This is a genomic window from Pleionea sp. CnH1-48, assembly GCF_024124665.1.
GTDB lineage: Bacteria > Pseudomonadota > Gammaproteobacteria > Enterobacterales > Kangiellaceae > JAMXSB01.
On record NZ_JAMXSB010000004.1, the window covers coordinates 243,076 to 261,180 of the forward strand.

The following is an 18,105-nucleotide window of genomic DNA, read 5'->3' on the forward strand; positions in this document are numbered from 1 at the left end:
GTGAGTATGAAAAAAATAATATTGTATTTTTGCTTGGGCATATTAGGAAGTTATGCCAAAGGTGAAACAAAGCTTGTTGATGAAAGAAGTTGTTTTTCGGGGCCTTTTGCTTCTTATGAATCGTGGAAAAAGGTAATGACTCGTAAAAAGGGCTCCACAGAGGCTTTTTTAAAAGCTTTTCCAAAAGATGAATATGAGTCTTATAAAGCTAAGTTGGTATGCAAAAATATAATATACAAAGTTGGAAGTACCTTTGTTAAAGGATTTTATATCACAACTAAGGAAAGAGAAAATACTAAAAGTCCAACCGTCATTTTTAACCGAGGTGGTAATGCAAAATATGGCAATGTCGTTTTTGGATATATGATGCGACGATTATTTCCACTGGTTGAAGATGGCTTTGCCGTTATTGGTTCACAATATCGGGGCGGCTCCTATTGGTCTAAAAATTGGAGCAATCAGGAAGATAACGATGAGTTCGGTGGTCAAGATGTTGAAGATGTTATTGCACTTCATCATTTGCTTCCAGAGTTCCCAGGTATCGATACAAAACGAGTTGGAATGATGGGGGCGAGTCGAGGTGGCATGCAGACAATGTTGGCTCTAAAGACATTAACGGATATCAAGGCTACTGTACTTGTCGCAACACCGGTTGATTTAGTTGAAGTTTTGAAAGAACGACCTAAGATGGAGCGGGTATATAAAGCAAGGATCCCTGGGTACGAAGAAGATAAAGAAGGAACCTTAAACCAGCGCTCGATACTTAAATTTCTACATAAAACGAATGAATCAAAAATTTTGATATTGCACGCTAACGATGATAAACGAGTATCGGCAAATCATGCATTGAAGTTAGCAATGGCACTGAATGACTTAAATAGACCCTATAAAATGGTGATGTTTGAACAGGGAGGGCATAGCATTCGTTTGGATAGAGAAGAGGTAAACGAGCAAATTACTTCGTGGTTTCGAAAATATCTTACAGAGTGATTCTGTTCTATATCCCGGGGGCTTGCTCGGTATGCCCGTTGGTTTTGGTGCTGCAACTTATTGCATACCCTGGTTTTAAATTGTTGTAAGACCACAAACGGCCAATTATTGATTGCGAATAAGCTATCGATAACTGGCTGCTTTTTTAATGATTATTTGTTGTTATACTACTTCTTCTACTAAAATCAACCCGAATTTTCATTCCTTTATCTCATCCATTTAGTTTCTATCAAATATTTCTTTAACTCCTTTAAACCCATTGTCGAGTCATGACGTCTAACTCAACTTTAGAAGTAAAAAACTGGATGTTTGAACATGGGGATAAAACTAAAAATTGCGGCCGTCGGCGCGGTTATTTTGGGTGGGTATTTTTTGTGGGATAAAGAGCCGCAAGAAGAGGCCGTTGACACAAGCTACAACGGTGCGTATCGATTTCCAGACGGAAAGCTAGTCACTATCTCACCGTCAACAGCAACAAAAATGCGCGTTCTGCATAAAAATGGTGACGTTCAATCCCTTTATCACGATGGCAAAGGAGTCTTTCAGGCAGCTAATGGTTTTCGTTCTAAAAAAACAGTCGCTACTGGGTCATTTGTATATTCAGAAAAAGGTCTGGCCACAGGCGCTAACTGGGTAGAACAGGGTAACTCAATTTCTGTCGAACGAGTAGGTCTGCGTCATGAAGAAATGATGTTTCAGAGTGGTGATTTGAAACTCCGTGGAAAGCTGACATTGCCAGAAGGCGAAGGGCCTTTTCCTGTGGTTATTCTGATTCATGGCTCAGAAAGTTATAGCGCTGTGGATTATTACGCACTACCTTATTTACTCGCAGCCAATGGAATCGCAGGCTTCAAATTTGATAAGCGCGGTACTGGGCAGTCAGAAGGCGAGTACACGCAACACTTCCCAACCTTATCTGGCGACGTTGTCGCTGCAGCGGAACTGCTTAAAGCAAGAAACGATATTGACCCTGAACGAATTAACCTGGCTGGCTTTAGTCAAGGTGGTTGGATTGCTCCTTTAGTTGCCAAACAAATCGATATTCAGTCCATTATGGTAGGTTTTGGTTGTGCTGTTTCTGTGCCCAGAGAAGATCGATGGGGTTATGTTTATCAGTTGTTAGATAAAGGCTTCGGAGAAAAAGAGATCGCTGTGGCCGACGAGATGAACGAGCAGTTAGACGCCATTCTGGAAAGTGGTGATGATGCCGCGTGGGATCGGTTATTTGCATTGCGTAACAAACACATCGACGATGACTGGTTTCGAGCTATTGTTGGTTCTGATTCGTTGTTAGGAACCGTTGCGGGAAAGGCAACGCAATCTGGCGCGTTTTTAGTTCCTGATTTTGGCTGGAAACTTTACTTTGACTGGAAACGAGGCGATGGCCCTAATTTTAATCGAAGCTACAATCCTCAAGAAACTCTAGAAGATATTACAACGCCTTCGCTTTGGTTATTAGCGGGTGAAGATTCAAGTATTCCAACGGGAGAAACAACGGAAGTGTTAGAGGCATTAAGTAAGAAAGGAAAGCCTATTGAGTACAAAGTGTATCAGGGGGCAGAACATGGCAACGTGTTGTTCACTACCAATGAGCAAGGAAAGCGAACATATACTGGCTATGCTCCGGAGTACCTATCTGATGTGGTCGAGTGGTTTAAGGTGCAAAATGATATTTAACACCTAACGCTCATAGTCCTTCAAAAAAGTATTTATGTCTGTTTTCAATAACTTTAATTGACAGGCGAATCGAAAGCCGTAACGTATTCACGTTACGGCTTAACCAAATTAAAACGCAACCATTTGCGAATCAATGTGAACTGGGAATTCAACGGTGATAGGAGCAACCGAGAAAACCGAAGCATCAGGTTTTGAACCGCCTTTAAGAGTTAATCGTACCGTATAGGTTCCTAGGTCCAAAGCGTCGCCTCTGTTGATATTTCGCATCGAAATTTCACCACCAATTTTTTGTTCTTGTCCAGGCTTGATAGTGATGTTGGTTTCGACTTGTGCAAAACGCTTGTTAGCAGACCAAACATTTACAACAACACCATTATCATCGATCAGTTCGATGTCAAAAGTTTGTGTTGTCGAAAATTGCATAACATAGTCGGAGTCTGACTTGTTGGTTAAGGTAATGTAGGCAGGGATCATATTCTGTGTATTAGTGAACACACGTTTTGCGGCGTAATCCATGCTTACACTGATTTGATCAAATGTTTTCTTGTACTCAACACCATTGATAAATGCTGAGTCCAGTTTCATTTCCTGGCTGCCTGCAAATGTGATGTATTCGTAAGAAACAAGACCTAATGTTGGCGCGAATAATGCGCGAGAATATCCTGCGTCTGCACAAGGGCCAGAAAACGTCAGTTCTACCACGTTATTGAATTGACCTGCAACAGTATCAACCGTTAGATCTCTTTGTTGAATTTCTGCTTTCGTCGTACAAGCATCCAATTCGATATCAAAAGTAGAACCTACCGCTGCGTCCAGATCAGCAAAAAGATATGCTCGATTGCTATCGTTATTATACAAATAGAACTTGTTGCTTGAGTCAGTCCAAACCCATTGGTTTTTACTTCCTAAAAAGCTGCTGTATTGCTTCCAGTTATCGCCGTATGTATCAACGACTTTTGACTCTTCAACCTGTTCGTTGGCTCCGACATATTTAGAATAATCTTCGTTGGCATGAATCAAATAGTCATTCGAAAATGCCACAGAAGAAAACACTGCGCATGTTAAACCTAGTAGTGAACGATTTAGAGTTTCCATATTTTACATCCTTAAGTTTTTAAAATTTTTCATCAAAAAAAGAAATCACTTATAGAAGGAAGGTTATTGTTCTTATCCTCACAAATGAAGTTCGCGACAAATACTAGGTAACGAAAAATAAGTGCTCAATGTATAAAAAATAATGAAACCTATAAGAAAAATTCATGTGGGCTTTTTGACTGAAAATTATGTTAGGCTGCTTGGTTTTTTTTATTTTATAGAGGGTGGTATTTATACAAAGGCATTACTATTGATAGTGCCTTTGTAGTTTAAAAGTCAGAATTATTCGTGTCTTAGACAGCTTGTATACTATTTGTTGATCATGTTTTAAACGTGTGACAGTCGTAGAAGTATAGGGTTGTCATGTTTCGGGTAGTCAGTTTAATTAACACCACCACGAACGCTTCTTCTATTTGTTAAAATTTGGGTGATTGCTGAGCGTGTTGATTTTTCGCAGATTGCAATGCTTTATAAATACAATAATTGTAAAATTATATTTATGTTTTTGAGCCATAAGCAAAGCCAATATGTGCAAATTACAATCTCGACAAGGTGTATTTTTGTCTGAGTTTTAATATGTCGATAGAAGTTTAATCAGAAATAAAAAGGCATACTCGTTTACATGCTCTATTTAGAATAATAAAACAGAGATGTGAAATAACATAAGAAATGAGCATGATTTTAAGAACACAAAATCTTTAGAATATTTTCTATAGAAAGCGGCTTACCCTTAATGTGCATGTTTAGCCTTGTCGAGAATACCACTGCATTCAGCTAATCAAGGTTAGATTAACTATTGCCGATTGTTTCGAATTTCGATTTAATGCTTGCATTAACTATGAACAAGTTTAAGGAGTATACAGTTATTATGTTTTCATTGCGTAAGTTTGATTCTTCAAGTTTTCTGGCATTGAGCCAGCTATGGCAGTTCTACGAGGCCCACAACTCATATTATTCTGACGAAGATATCGATAACAATGGGCGTTACGATATCGATGATGACTACTTAAAGGACGTTTCCAACGGTAATGAAGAATGTGAAGGCTACTTTATTCTTTTTGATGAAAAAATAGCAGGTTTCGTCACCATAGAAACTACAGAACTGGAAGAACAAGAACTGAAAGAGTTATCTGACATTTTTATTTTGCCTAAATATCGTGGCAAAGGACTCGCTCATGCAGCTGTGCAAGATTTGATGTTTGGCGTTGAAGCTAATATTTGGCATGTGGCTGTTTATAAAGAGGATCGAATGGCTCATGACTTTTGGCAACATATGTTTAAAAAATTGTCCGTTAAAGAGGTTCGTTTAGTGACTTCTGAAGAGGGTGAAGAGTTCTTTGAATATATAGTGAAGAATAAATAGCCAATGCAGCAGTAAGTTAGCTCTAATGAGCTGCTTGCTGTTTCAATAATCACAGAGTTAACTGCCTACATTTATTATTTTTCAACCTCTCTTTTAACTAGTGTCTATTCATAGTTGTTATATGTTATTTCAGATTGATATAAAAGGTCTTGGTGCACAATAAGATTTTGAATCTTTTATTAAGGAAACATTTCATTACGAATATCTTATTCTTCCTGTTACATGCGTATATTATGTAATCTTCAATGTATATGACGGAGTGCCTGAAGATTATTCTTGAGTCGTCATTAAGAATTGTTGTCACCTTGTAAATTGAGTATAAAACTCTATAAAAATGGATAGAAGAAGCAGAGAGGAACCTTGTGGTACTGAATGCTAAAAAGTAACAGGGTGAAAAAAGAAACCTTTTTGGCCGCAAAGTTTTGTCACTAATTACTGAGAATATTTTTACTTAACAAAAAATAAACTTCCGCATTTTTCTATTATTTTAGAATGGGCTTTAGCAGGTTATTGAAATTATTTTTAATTGAGATATGTGTGTGTTGTTGATCTTTATTTAAGCCATTAAATGACAAAAAGGAGCTCTTAAAAATTTATTCCAAGAAAACGGTTGAACGTAAATAATTTTCCATGTAGTCTCTCGCTCGCTTCAGATTGAACCTTGCGGCACTTAATATGCACTGCGAAGTTTCTTGAGTAGTTTCGGCACAAAACTACCTTATTGAATGAAGTAATAAAAATAATATGGTTATTATTGTAATAAAAGAATTCTCATTTTGAATAATGAGAGAAGTCGTGGTTTAAAACGGAAATTATGACTCAGTAGGATGGCCTGTCATTCGTTATAGGCTTTCTCATGATCATTAAATTTACATAACTGATTTTAAGTCTTTAATGATTCATTGATTAAAGAAGGCGCTCGGCTGCGCCTAAAAAATACTCATATCATGAATTATCAAGACAGTTATGCCCATGCAAAAATATGTTTATGGGACGAGTATTATTATTTCATCTGGAGGCAGGTTATGCAGTCACCTTTGGTTTTTGAGCAACACGAGTCTAATGCTCGTTCATATTGCCGGCAGTTTCCGGTCGTTTTTAAACAGGCAAAAGGATCTAGCCTCACCGATAGTGAGGGTAAGCTTTACATTGACTTTCTGTCAGGTGCAGGTGCTTTAAATTACGGGCATAACAACTCAGCAATTAAAGACGAAGTTGTGAACTATCTTGAGTCTGACGGCATTCTGATGGGACTTGATCTGTATTCGCAGGCAAAGATGGAGTTTATTGATAGCTTTGTTGAACACATCTTAACCCCCAGATTGTTAAAATACCGTATGCAGTTTACCAGCCCCACCGGAACCAGTGTGGTTGAGTCAGCCATTAAGCTTGCACGCAAGTACACACAACGTGAAAACATTATTTGTTTCACCAATGCATTTCATGGCATGACGGGAATGTCATTAAACTTGACTGGCAATGAGCATCATCGACAAAGCGGTGTTTACTCACAAGTTACACGATTACCGTTTGAAGGCTATGCGGGTGACTCTTTCGATTCGATAAAGTATTTTAGAAAATTACTAACGGATCCTAGCTCAGGTGTTGATATGCCTGCGGCCATTATTTTAGAAACCGTGCAAGGAGAGGGCGGCCTTAATGTTGCTTCTATCGAGTGGCTAAAAGCATTACGAGAACTCACTCAAGAATTAAATATCTTATTAATTGTTGATGACATTCAGGCGGGATGTGGCCGCACTGGTGAGTTCTTTAGTTTTGAGCGCGCCGATATTAAGCCCGATATGGTTTGCCTTTCCAAATCTTTGGGTGGCATTGGCTTGCCAATGGCATTACTGTTGATCGAACCAAAGGTTGATGTCTGGAAACCCGCCGAAGACAATGGCACTTTTCGTGGTAATAATCTGGCGTTCGTAGCTGCAAAAGCCATGATCGAACACTATTGGTCAACGACTGAGTTTGCGTTAAAAATAAAAGAGAAAGCGAATATTATCAGTGATGAGTTGCACCAGCTTGCAGAACAATATACTAATAAAGTGATCCAAGTGAAAGGGTTGGGGTTGATGCAAGGAATAGAAATGAGCGATGCGTCTATGGCTCAGTTTTTGGTAGAGGACTGCTTTAAGCAAGGGCTAATTCTCGAACGTTGTGGTCCTGAAGATGAAACGGTGAAGTTGATGCCTGCGCTAACCATTCCAAACGAAGAATTGCAGCAAGGCATCGATATTCTTAAACAGGCATTCCATAACCTAGAAAGCAATATGCAATCGCAAAGTTTATCAATTAAACAGGCCGTTTAAATTACACCACAGACAATTTAGTGTATTGAGTAGTAAATCTTTATGTTTGGTATATCAGAGTTTAATCACTTGGACGTTGCTGAGTGTCAGCAACAGTTAGCTGAAGGCAAAGCGGTAGTTTTGCGCGGTCTTGTTAATCAATGGCCTGCCATCGATTTGTGGTCACCAACCTATTTTCAAAAACAGTTTCCTGATCTAGAAGTTACCATAAAGTACTTTGGTGCAAGTAACATTCGTACACAGAATACGACGATGCAGGAATATGTTGATATTTTGCAAAAGTTCAAGGCGGGTGAGGCTGGCACTGAGATTCCTTACTGTCACGACATTCCTGTTTTTCTGCAAACACAAGATTTACTCCAAGACATAGGCTCATTTCCATCTTCGATTTTACCGTCATTTTATCAAAAGCAGTGGTGGAAGTTCGTACAGTTCTTTATGTCACCCGCAGGAGCGGTGACACCATTGCATTTTGATACTTTAAGAACGAACAACTTGTTCTTTCAGGTGGCCGGAAAAAAACGCTTTACTCTGGTTCCGTGGCACCAAAGAAATGCATGCCGCCGTCGAGGTTGGCGCTGGTTTGATCACAACCCAGAGCAAGTGCAGGACACAGATTTAATTGAACAGCAAAGTGTAGAGATTAATGGCGGTGATGTATTAATCATGCCCGCAGGCATGTTACATCATGTGCGAACTTTAACCGACAGTATTTCATTTAACATTGACTATCATACCAAGGCCACTGCATTTTCTGCACTAACAAGAGTGATTGAAAAGATGCCGCGAGAAAACCTTTATTATAATGCCGTTTCTTTATTAGGGCTCGCAGGCTTTATGCATCACGATAGTTTCTTTAAACGCTATCGCTCTTATCTTAATTACATATCTTAAGAGACGAATGCCTCAGAGACGTATTTAAAACACCCGTATCAACACTATTAAATAGCAGCCACATTTGCTTTCCCAGAAGTGAGAGTAGGGGCTGCTGAGCTTAAATAAACAGATCTGGCTCATTAAGAGCTATATTTGTCAGGAAAACCCCATGTCAGCAGACAAAAAAACAGAACAATTTTTCGAGTTAAATACTCCCCAGCAAGAGATTTATCTTGATCACAATCATAAAGAAGATACGGCTTCTTTTAATATCGGTGGCTATGTTGATATCAAACAATCTGTCGATTTTAAGCGGCTGGAGCAAGCCATCCAACAAAGTATTCAGCAACATGCCGTGTTGCGCAGTCAGGTCGTAGAAAGCCCAGAAAAGGCCAGCCCTTGTTATGTCATCAAAAAGCAGGATTTCAAACTATCGGTGACAGACTGCTCACAACACGAAAGCCCTGAGTCTGCTGCGAATCAGTTAATTAAATCCGTCTTTGTACAGCCTTTTGATTTAAAGACCGACTGTCTTTATCGCGTTGCGCTGATTAAATTATCTGAACATCGTTTCTGGCTGTACTTCATTTCGCACCATATTGTCATCGATGGAGCAGGGTATGCTAACTGGATCCGTAGTATCTTCAGTCACTATCAGTTACTTTCAAGGGGTACTAGCACAGAGTTTAAAGTGCAATGGCCGCTGACTACGGTCAATATAGATGCAGAGAAACAGCAACGTCGTCAACAAAAAGCTCAAGCATTTTGGAAAGAACAATTACATCCTTTGCCCGATGTGCCTTTGCAGCCCAATAACCAATCGGCTGAAAAAAACACCAGCACAAAGTTGCTCCATCACATTAGTGTTGAGCGCTACAAACAATGGATAGCATTAGCCAGTGAAGCGGGATTGCCGATCTTGCCTTTGTTTATGACAGCCATCAGTCACCTCATTCAGCGCACATTCCGTTCGGGCGCATTTATTATGGGTACACCCCTGCATAATCGGACCAATGCAGAACAGCGTGATATGGTTGGCTCTTTTATGTCGATGCAACCTGTGCTGATACAAGCAGAATCAGACGCAACAGTAACTCAAGCTGTTGCAGATACCGCTCGCTCGATTAAAAGCGGATTTCGTCATCGTCATTATCCTTTAAGTGCGCTGTATCAAGATCTGTCGCTACGAACAAATAATCGTGAGCGCTTATTTGATGTAGTGTTTAACTATCAACTTATTGACTTTGATTTTAGTGCGACAGGGCTTGATGTTGAATCTCATTACTTGAGTCATGGCCACGAAGAAATGCCACTTACAATCACCTTGTGTGAATACGGCGAAAAACAAAGTACTCAGTTGCAACTCGATTATCGTCACGATTACTTCTCTGCTGAACAGGCTCTCGCACTATTAGATGCTCTGGTAGCTATTATCGAGAAAATGTTAAAGCAGCCAGAAGCTCTACTTAGCCAGTTTTCACTGTTGGATGAGTTGCCCGCATCGATGATGATGCAAGCCCCTGCATCGGAATCTTTTAGCAATGTTGTCAAGCGCATTGAATATATTGCATCTTATTCACCCAAAGATATTGCGGTAACCGATGGGAATCAGCAAATCACTTACGCCGATCTCAACAGACAAGCAAACCAACTGGCAAGATTTTTAAAAGCGACCCATCAAGCTCAGGCAGAATCCGTTATTGCAATTGCTTTGCCACGCTCTATTCAGTACGTCGTGGCTATGTTGGCAGTACTCAAAACCGGAGCAGCTTACGTTTCTCTGGATACGGATTATCCTGACCAACGGTTAAATGACATGTTGGAAGACTCGAAAGCCCTTTGCTTAATCACCAATCAGCAACAAAGTGAGCGAAACTTTCACAATACAACAGCATTAGTATTGACTGATCAGTCTGAGTGCGTTGCTCAGTATTCCGGTTTTTCGCAGGAAAATCTTAAAGAGGTCATTATCGCCAAAGAACAATTGGCTTACCTGATGTATACCTCTGGCTCTACGGGTAAACCCAAAGGTGTGATGGTTGAACATGGTCAGTTAAGTGACTTTGTCAGCCACTGTACGCAAACGTACCAACTAACATCCGCGGATCGTTTTTTACAATTTTCAGCACTGAGCTTTGATATCTCTATTGAAGAATGTTTTGGTTCTCTATGCAACGGTGCAACTCTTGTGTTAAGAACATCAGATTTGCATCTGGATCTCGATGCATTTTATGAGTATTGCCAAGCTCAACGCATTTCGATTGTTAGTTTGCCTACAGCTTTTTGGCATCAGTTAGCATTACATGACACGACGTTGTCTTATGATGATCTACGGCTGGTTATTCTGGGCGGAGAAGCTTTAAAAACTCACTGTGTTGAATCATGGTTTGAGTCAGGCCCCGCCATTGAACTTGTCAATACTTATGGCCCTACAGAAACTACTGTCACAGCCTCTCACCATGTTATACGCGGTGTTGAAGATATTCGTCACACAATGCCGATTGGCCTGCCAAATCCTGGAGCGCAATTGCTGCTGCTTGATGAGTTTATGCATCCAGTACCAGATACCTTAATTGGTGAGATTTGCATCGCTGGCCGCGGGGTTAGCCGAGGCTATTTAGGTCGTGAGCAAGAAACTCATGATGCTTTTATTAAGCATCCACTGGCACAGGGCCGTTGTTATCGAACTGGCGACTTGGCTCGGATGACTGAAGAGGGTGTATTAGAGTTTGTTGGTCGAAAAGATCAGCAAATGAAACTCAATGGCTTTCGTATTGAGCCCAATGAAATCCTTCATCAGTTAAAGCAATTCGATGGCATAAATGATGCCATATTAGTTACCGAAAAAAATGCCAACAGTCATCAGCGATTGATCGCTTATGTAGTGACCGATAAAGAACTCAACATTCTTGTTCTACGAGAATCGTTGCGTTCAAAGCTGGCCGACTACATGATTCCTGCTGCCTTCGTTTCTTTAACTAAGCTCCCCCTCACTGCCAATGGAAAAGTGAATTTTCAACAGTTACCAGAACCCAAAGCACAAGACTTTGGCCGTCAGGAATACGTAGCACCTGAAGGCAAAGCAGAACAGCAACTTGCCGAACTGTGGCAAGAGCTATTGAAAGTAGAAAAAGCAGGGCGATTTGATAATTTCTTTGAGCTAGGAGGTCATTCTTTATTGATTATGACAATGCGCTCACAATTATTGCAGGCAGGTTATGAGTTACCTTTGCGGGCCATCTATCAAATGCCATCGCTTAGCGCTTTAGCCGCAGAAATGATATCGGTGTCAACCTCAAAGCAGAATGCTGCTCCTGAGATAAGACCTTCACAAAGGTTAACTCCAGAAATGTTTTGCTTGCTTGACTTTACTCAAGAAGATATTGATATGTTGTCTTCGAAAGTAGAAGGAGGCACAGAGAACATTCAGGACATTTATCCTTTGTCTCCGTTACAGGAAGGTATTTTCTTTCATCATCAGATGAACGAAGAGCGAGATACCTATGTCATTCCCATTCTTATGCAGTTTAAAGATCGTAAGTTTTTGGATGCTTTTATCACGGCACTGAATAAAGTGGTTCAACGTCATGATGTTTTCCGTACTTCGGTGCATTGGCAGCAATTATCAGCGCCTGTACAAGTGGTGCAGCGAAAAGCTAGGGTTAAGGTCAACTGGCTGACTCAAGAGAATGAAATAGATCCTTTAACGACACTGCAAACACTTGCCTCTTTGAACAACCAACCTTTGTGCTTACAGTCCGCTCCTATGATGGAACTAACGGCGACACAATGCATAGACAGTGATGATTGTTACCTGTTATTGAGACAGCACCACCTATTGACCGATCACATCACCGTTCTGCATCAAATTGAAGAAGTCAAAGCTTTGATGGCTGATGTGAATGCAGAATTGCCAGAACCAGTACAATACCGTGAGTTTGTGGCTCACACGCTGAATAAAAACACCTCTCAGCAAGGTCATGAATACTTTCGTCAACGTCTTGCTGATATTACTGAGTCCACCGCACCTTTTGGTTTGATGGATGTTTATAATGACGCTTCTCAAATAGATATTCAGGACACCTTACTTGGTCAATCATTAAGTGCTGATATTCAATCCATTGCCAGCACTTATCGTATCAGCCCGGCGGCAGTATTTCATCTTGCATGGGCACTTGTAGTCGCAAAATGCAGTGGCAAAGATGATGTTGTATTCGGCACCATGATGTCGGGCAGACAACAAGCATTGGCAGGAGTTGAAAGAATATTTGGCTTGCTCATTAACTTGTTGCCTTTACGAACTTGCTTAACGAATGCTAGCGTGCTGGATGCTGTGCTGGCTATGCAGAAAAATATTATTGAGCTGGCAGAATACGAATGCCTACCCTTGGCAGAGATTCTTCAGCATGCCAGTTTACCTTCTGGCACACCCTTGTTTACCAGTTTAATAAACTATCGACATCAGCATGAACAATCGGTGGTTAACGAGCAGTCTGATTTTAAACTGCTGGAAGCTATTGAATACACCAACTACCCGTTAGAAATGGGTGTCGATCAATTGGATAACGACTTCCGTCTTGAAGTGCATGTAGAAAAGCGTATCGGTGCTGACGCGGTATTAGGTTACATGAAGACCGCGCTTGCAGCGATTATTCAAGGCTTAAAATCAGACAAAGATCAAGCGGTTCTGTCTTTATCCATCACGCCATTGGCGGAACAAGAGCGTATAGTTAAAGACTTCAACAGTGACTCCATTGATTACGAAGGTGCTCAAACAGTACATCAACGTTTTGAACAACAAGTAACATTGCATCCAACGGCTATTGCAGCAGTATGTAATGATCAAAGTGTCACTTACACTGAACTCAATACCAACGCCAATAAACTGGCTCACTATCTTATTGAGCAAGGTGTTCAGCGTAATCATATTGTGGCTATTTATGCCGAGCGTTCCATTGAGTTTTTAACGGCGATGCTAGGCATTATGAAGGCTGGTGCAGCCTATGTTCCACTAGACCCTAACAATCCTCCAGAGCGACTGTCTTACATGTTGTCTGACTCGGCGGTACAGGTTGTGTTAAGCCAACAAGGATTATCCGGTCTCAAATTTGATTCACAACAATGTTTTCTGCTCGATGCACATTGGCATTTGTTGGATTCTTTTCCTGTTTCCAATCCTGCGGTTGATTCACAACCAGACGATCTGTCTTATATGATCTACACGTCGGGTTCTACAGGAAAACCTAAGGGCGCATTGGTTCACCACGCAGGGGCCTTAAACCATATTGATGCAGAATTTGATGTACTAGGTTTCTTGACAACAGATGGTTTGCAGGCGCGTAATTTCTTGCAGAGTGCTGCATCTTCTTCTGACGTATCCGTATGGCAATTTCTGGCTCCTTTGATGTGCGGTGGAAAAACCGTTGTGTTGCAGGATGCAATGGATCTGACACGTTATATTGAAGTGTTACATCAGGAACAAGTGCACCTGATTCAAACCGCACCATCAGTACTAAAACTGTTAATGGAAGCTTTGATTCAACAGGAGCAGGCTGTGCCGCTAACAGACTTAAAGTGGCTAATGATTATAGCTGAGCCATGCCCCGTACCTCTGGTTAATCGATGGCTACAGTTCTATCCTGATATTCCTGTTATGAATGGTTATGGTCCCAGTGAAGCGTCTGATGACATCACTTATTTTGTGATGGATAAACCGCTGTCAGAAAGCGTTAGCAACGTACCTGTTGGCAAGCCTTTACCTAATCTGACGATGTATGTGCTGGATGCTAACTTGCAATTGTTACCAGTTAATGTTGTCGGTGAACTCTGTGTATCAGGTGTTGGTGTTGGTAAGGGTTACTGGAACAAACCAGAAAAAACAGAACACAGTTTCAAAAATAATCCATATCAACATCTGGGTGGTCATGGAGAGCGACTGTATCGCACTGGTGACTTGGGGTACTGGACTGAAGAAGGCAATCTTGAGCTGGTAGGGCGCATTGATAATCAGGTGAAAGTACGCGGTTTTCGTGTTGAGTTAGGCGAAGTCGAGTCGGCACTTGTTAAACTGAAAATGATAGCCGAAGCCGCCGTACTGATTCATAAAAATCAGCAAAGTGAAAATGTTCTCGTAGCTTATTTGGTTCTCTCCAAGCATGAGCAAGATCAAGTGTTGGCGCTCCGCTCGATCAAACAAGCATTAACGCAGTTGTTACCGGATTACATGATCCCGACATCCTTCCTGATTTTAGAGCGAATGCCTCTGAATGCCGCGGATAAAATTGATCGACATAATCTTCCTGAGCCAGATTTTGCTCAACACGTAGAAAACATTGTTGAACCACAAACGGTTACCGAAAAACAATTACAGATCATCTGGACTGATATCCTTGGACTGCAACAAGTCAGTTGTACCAGCAGTTTCTTTGATCTGGGAGGGCACTCTCTGACTGCGGTGCGGTTGGTGGCAGCCATTCGACAACGGCTGTCTATTGATATACCTGTGCGCAGAATTTTCGAGCAAAATACTATTCAGAAGCTCGCGACCCTTGTTGATTCTCAGCAAAGCATGACTCCTGTTGCATCCATTCAATGTTTACCCAAGCAAGAAGGGGAATGGTTGCCGCTGTCTTTTGCTCAGGAACGTTTATGGACGCTGGATCAACTGGGTAATGGAAGTGTCGAATACAACATGCCGATTGCTTTGCAGTTGCAGGGACACTTCAATCTGGACTGGGCGAATCAAGCTTTTGCTTTTGTACTAGAGCAACACACAGTGTTACGTACTATCTACAGCAACCAAAATGGAATACCCCATCAACAGGTACAAGCGTTAAACGAGTTTTCTATTGAGCACTTTGATATTCGTCAGCTTCCTTCCGCAGAGCAGGCGAGTTTGATCGAGCAATTAATGGAGCAAGAAGCCAATCAGGCTTTCGACTTAAATACCGACATATTACTAAGAGCGCGTTTTATTCAGCAGCAGGATCAAGTGGGTGTATTGTTGTTAACGACTCACCATATCGCTTTTGATGGTTGGTCCGAAAGTATTCTGGCAACAAGTTTTGTTGATGCTTACAGAAGCATTGCACAGAGTGAATCTCTGTCTATAAAAGCCGTTGTTCAATATTCGGATTATGCACTCTGGCAACGTGACTGGTTAACGGGAGAGCATTTACAACAACAGCAAGCCTACTGGCAAGAGAAGCTGGCAAACTTACCTCCTGTGCATGATTTACCGCTGGATTATGAGCGACCCGCTTATACAACCAGTGCTGGTGCTGTTGTGAATTTTAGCTTGTCTGCCAATACCAGTGCCGCTCTACGCGAGCTTGCACGGCAACAACAAACGACTTTGTTTATGTTGCTTCATGCTGCATTCACGATTTTGATTTCAAGAACCAGCACACAAAAAGATATTGTGATAGGAACGCCTGTAGCCAACCGTCCTCAGGTTGAGTTGGAAGAACTCATTGGCTTCTTTGTGAATACTCAGGTATTGCGAACAGAATGTGATCTGGAAGCTACTTTTATAGAGCATTTGGCCCAGGTTCGTCAGGTCAACCTCGATGCACAGTCTCATCAAGATATCCCTTTTGAGCTGCTGGTAGAAACTTTAAATCCTCAGCGTTCTTTAAGTTACACGCCATTGTTTCAGATCATGTTTGCCATGGATACCAGTGACGACTGGCAGCTAACCTTGCCGGACTTATCCATTCGTCCCATCATTCGTGAACATGTTCATTCACAGTATGAGTTGATCTTAAACGCTGATGACAAACAGGATGCGATAAATTTTAATTTTGAGTACTTAACCGCTTTGTTTAAAGAACAAACGATTCAAAAGTTTGCTCAACGATTGATTGTTTTATTGGAATCCATTGTTAACACTCCCAATGCATCACTGCATGCTCTGACATTGCTACCAGAACAGGAACAACAACGTCTCTTACCTGTCATTGATAGCATCGCAGATGAGGCTTTAACAACAGAAACCAGTGCCAGCATGTTCGAAGGCCATGTGGCACAGCAACCGCAAGCTATCGCGTTAGTTGATGGTGAACAGCAAATGAGCTTTGCACAACTTAATGCGCGTGCAAACCAGCTGGCTCGTTATCTGGTATCTCGTGGTGTTGCACCAGAACAGCGTGTTGCTTTGTTTTTGCCGCGTAGTATGGATCTCATTGTTGCCATTCTTGCTGTGCATAAAGCTGGAGCTGCCTATGTACCTATGGCTATTGATGCACCTGCCGAGCGGCTCGACTTTCAGTTAAAAGACAGTCAACCAGTACTTATTCTGACGCACACTTCTTTGAGTCAAAATTTTCCTCAAGATAGTGAGCTCACATGTCTCGATAGCTTGACATTGAAACTGAATACTTTTGCAACAGACAATTTAGATCAGGAAGTTGCAACCTCAAGTTGTCAGCTGGCGTATGTTATTTATACCTCTGGTTCTACAGGAACGCCTAAAGGCGTCATGATAGAGCAGGGCAGTCTGGTTAATTTATGTAATGGGCTGCAAAGCGTTTATGGGTTGGCACCTGGAGAGCGAATGTTGCAATTTGCTGCTGCCAGCTTCGATATGTCCGTAGAAGAAATCTTCGGTGCGCTATGTAACGGTGCGACACTGGTATTACGTAATGATGATTGCTTAAGTAGTAGTGAAGGCTTCTGGAATTTCTGTTCGCAACATGCCTTATCACGTCTTAATTTGCCTACCGCATTCTGGCATCAGCTCGTTGAGGAATCGCCGCAACAATTACCTGCATCCATTGGCATAATCAGTGTGGGTGGAGAAGCGTTAAATCAGGCGCGTATTGAACAGTGGCAAGGGCGTTATCAGCATCAGGTTAAACTGGTGAATGCCTACGGGCCTACAGAAGCAACGGTGAATGCATGTATTGCTGAATACGATCGTCACCCGCTTCAGAGTATTGGTGAGCCTGTTGCTAATACTCAAGTTTATCTAATGACCGATCATTTGACACTGACGCCTTTTGGCAGTGTCGGTGAGATTGTTATCGGTGGTCGCGGTGTTGCTCGAGGTTATTTGAATCGTGAAGAACTGACTCAGGATCGCTTTATTGAAAATCCGTTTGGCGCAGGACGCTTGTATCGCACAGGCGATCTCGCCCGTTATCTGGCGGATGGCACTCTGAGCTATATTGGCCGTAAAGATAATCAGGTAAAAGTTCGAGGCTATCGTGTCGAGCTTGGCGAAATCGAAGCTCAACTCATTCAACTAGAAGCTATAGAAGAAGCCGTGGTGATTACTCGAGCTGATGCCAGTGGCAATCAGGCTCTGATAGCTTATTACACCGTATCGCAACCGATTGAAGTAGACAGAGTAAGGCGTGCGCTAAAGAAAGCATTACCTGACTATATGGTTCCCGCACTGTATTGCCAGCTGAGCAGCATTCCGTTAACCGCAAACCGAAAAGTTGACACCACCGCGCTACCAGCTCCACAAGCAGTTATGGAAAATACTGAAAACTCAGCTCCACAAAGCGATATAGAAATTAAACTGGCAGCTTTGTGGCAACCCTTGTTAGGTATCGCGCACATTCAACGAGAAGCCGACTTCTTTTCACTGGGCGGACACTCCTTATTAATTATTCGCCTGTTAGCTCTTATTAAAGAACATTTTGCAATTGAACTGGACATGATTACCATCTTTGAAAACGCCACATTAATTGAGTTGGCACACGTCATTGAAACTCATCTGCTGCAACAACAAATTGCTGCGGCTATGGAAGAATCATCAGAAGAAGGGTGGTTATAACC

The 18,105-nt window shown here is 41.6% G+C and carries 7 protein-coding genes; 6 read left to right on the top strand and 1 reads right to left on the bottom strand.

Translation table 11 applies throughout. The annotated features are described in order from the left end of the window. Nucleotides 1–6 precede the first annotated feature (6 nt). A complete protein-coding gene (locus NH399_RS08360) occupies nt 7–990 on the top strand; it encodes a S9 family peptidase (protein ID WP_253038751.1) in 984 nt (327 codons plus the stop codon). Nucleotides 991–1,305: 315 nt separating this feature from the next. Next, on the top strand, nt 1,306–2,667 hold the full coding sequence (locus tag NH399_RS08365) for a S9 family peptidase (protein ID WP_253038753.1): 1,362 nt from the start codon (nt 1,306–1,308) through the stop codon (nt 2,665–2,667). Between the two features lie 108 nt (nt 2,668–2,775). Here NH399_RS08365 and NH399_RS08370 read toward each other — a convergent pair whose 3' ends face one another. Next, nucleotides 2,776–3,762 carry a BsuPI-related putative proteinase inhibitor gene (locus NH399_RS08370; protein WP_253038758.1) on the bottom strand — a complete coding sequence of 329 codons (987 nt, stop codon included), beginning with the start codon at nt 3,760–3,762 and terminating at the stop codon, nt 2,776–2,778. A gap of 868 nt (nt 3,763–4,630) precedes the next feature. Here NH399_RS08370 and NH399_RS08375 point away from each other — a divergent pair. The 4 genes from NH399_RS08375 (at nt 4,631) to NH399_RS08390 (ending at nt 18,103) form a co-directional block, all read left to right on the top strand. After that, on the top strand, nt 4,631–5,125 hold the full coding sequence (locus NH399_RS08375; RefSeq protein ID WP_253038759.1) for a GNAT family N-acetyltransferase: 495 nt from the start codon (nt 4,631–4,633) through the stop codon (nt 5,123–5,125). Between the two features lie 1,025 nt (nt 5,126–6,150). Continuing rightward, nucleotides 6,151–7,443 (top strand): diaminobutyrate--2-oxoglutarate transaminase, encoded by a 1,293-nt coding sequence (gene ectB, locus NH399_RS08380; protein ID WP_253038760.1) that lies wholly within the window; start codon nt 6,151–6,153, stop codon nt 7,441–7,443. Between the two features lie 42 nt (nt 7,444–7,485). After that, the gene (locus NH399_RS08385) at nt 7,486–8,337 is read left to right on the top strand and encodes a cupin-like domain-containing protein (RefSeq protein ID WP_253038761.1); all 852 of its coding nucleotides are present in this window, start codon (nt 7,486–7,488) and stop codon (nt 8,335–8,337) included. A 151-nt stretch (nt 8,338–8,488) separates the two neighbouring features. Further along, nucleotides 8,489–18,103, top strand: coding sequence for a non-ribosomal peptide synthetase (locus tag NH399_RS08390; RefSeq protein WP_253038762.1), 9,615 nt, complete (start codon nt 8,489–8,491; stop codon nt 18,101–18,103). Nucleotides 18,104–18,105: the final 2 nt, after the last annotated feature.

Coding starts and splice junctions, on each gene's coding strand:
- NH399_RS08370 (WP_253038758.1), bottom strand. CDS start 3,762: ATGGAAACTCTAAATCGTTCACTACTAGGTTTAACATGCGCAGTGTTT.
- NH399_RS08390 (WP_253038762.1), top strand. CDS start 8,489: ATGTCAGCAGACAAAAAAACAGAACAATTTTTCGAGTTAAATACTCCC.
- ectB (WP_253038760.1), top strand. CDS start 6,151: ATGCAGTCACCTTTGGTTTTTGAGCAACACGAGTCTAATGCTCGTTCA.
- NH399_RS08385 (WP_253038761.1), top strand. CDS start 7,486: ATGTTTGGTATATCAGAGTTTAATCACTTGGACGTTGCTGAGTGTCAG.
- NH399_RS08375 (WP_253038759.1), top strand. CDS start 4,631: ATGTTTTCATTGCGTAAGTTTGATTCTTCAAGTTTTCTGGCATTGAGC.
- NH399_RS08365 (WP_253038753.1), top strand. CDS start 1,306: ATGGGGATAAAACTAAAAATTGCGGCCGTCGGCGCGGTTATTTTGGGT.
- NH399_RS08360 (WP_253038751.1), top strand. CDS start 7: ATGAAAAAAATAATATTGTATTTTTGCTTGGGCATATTAGGAAGTTAT.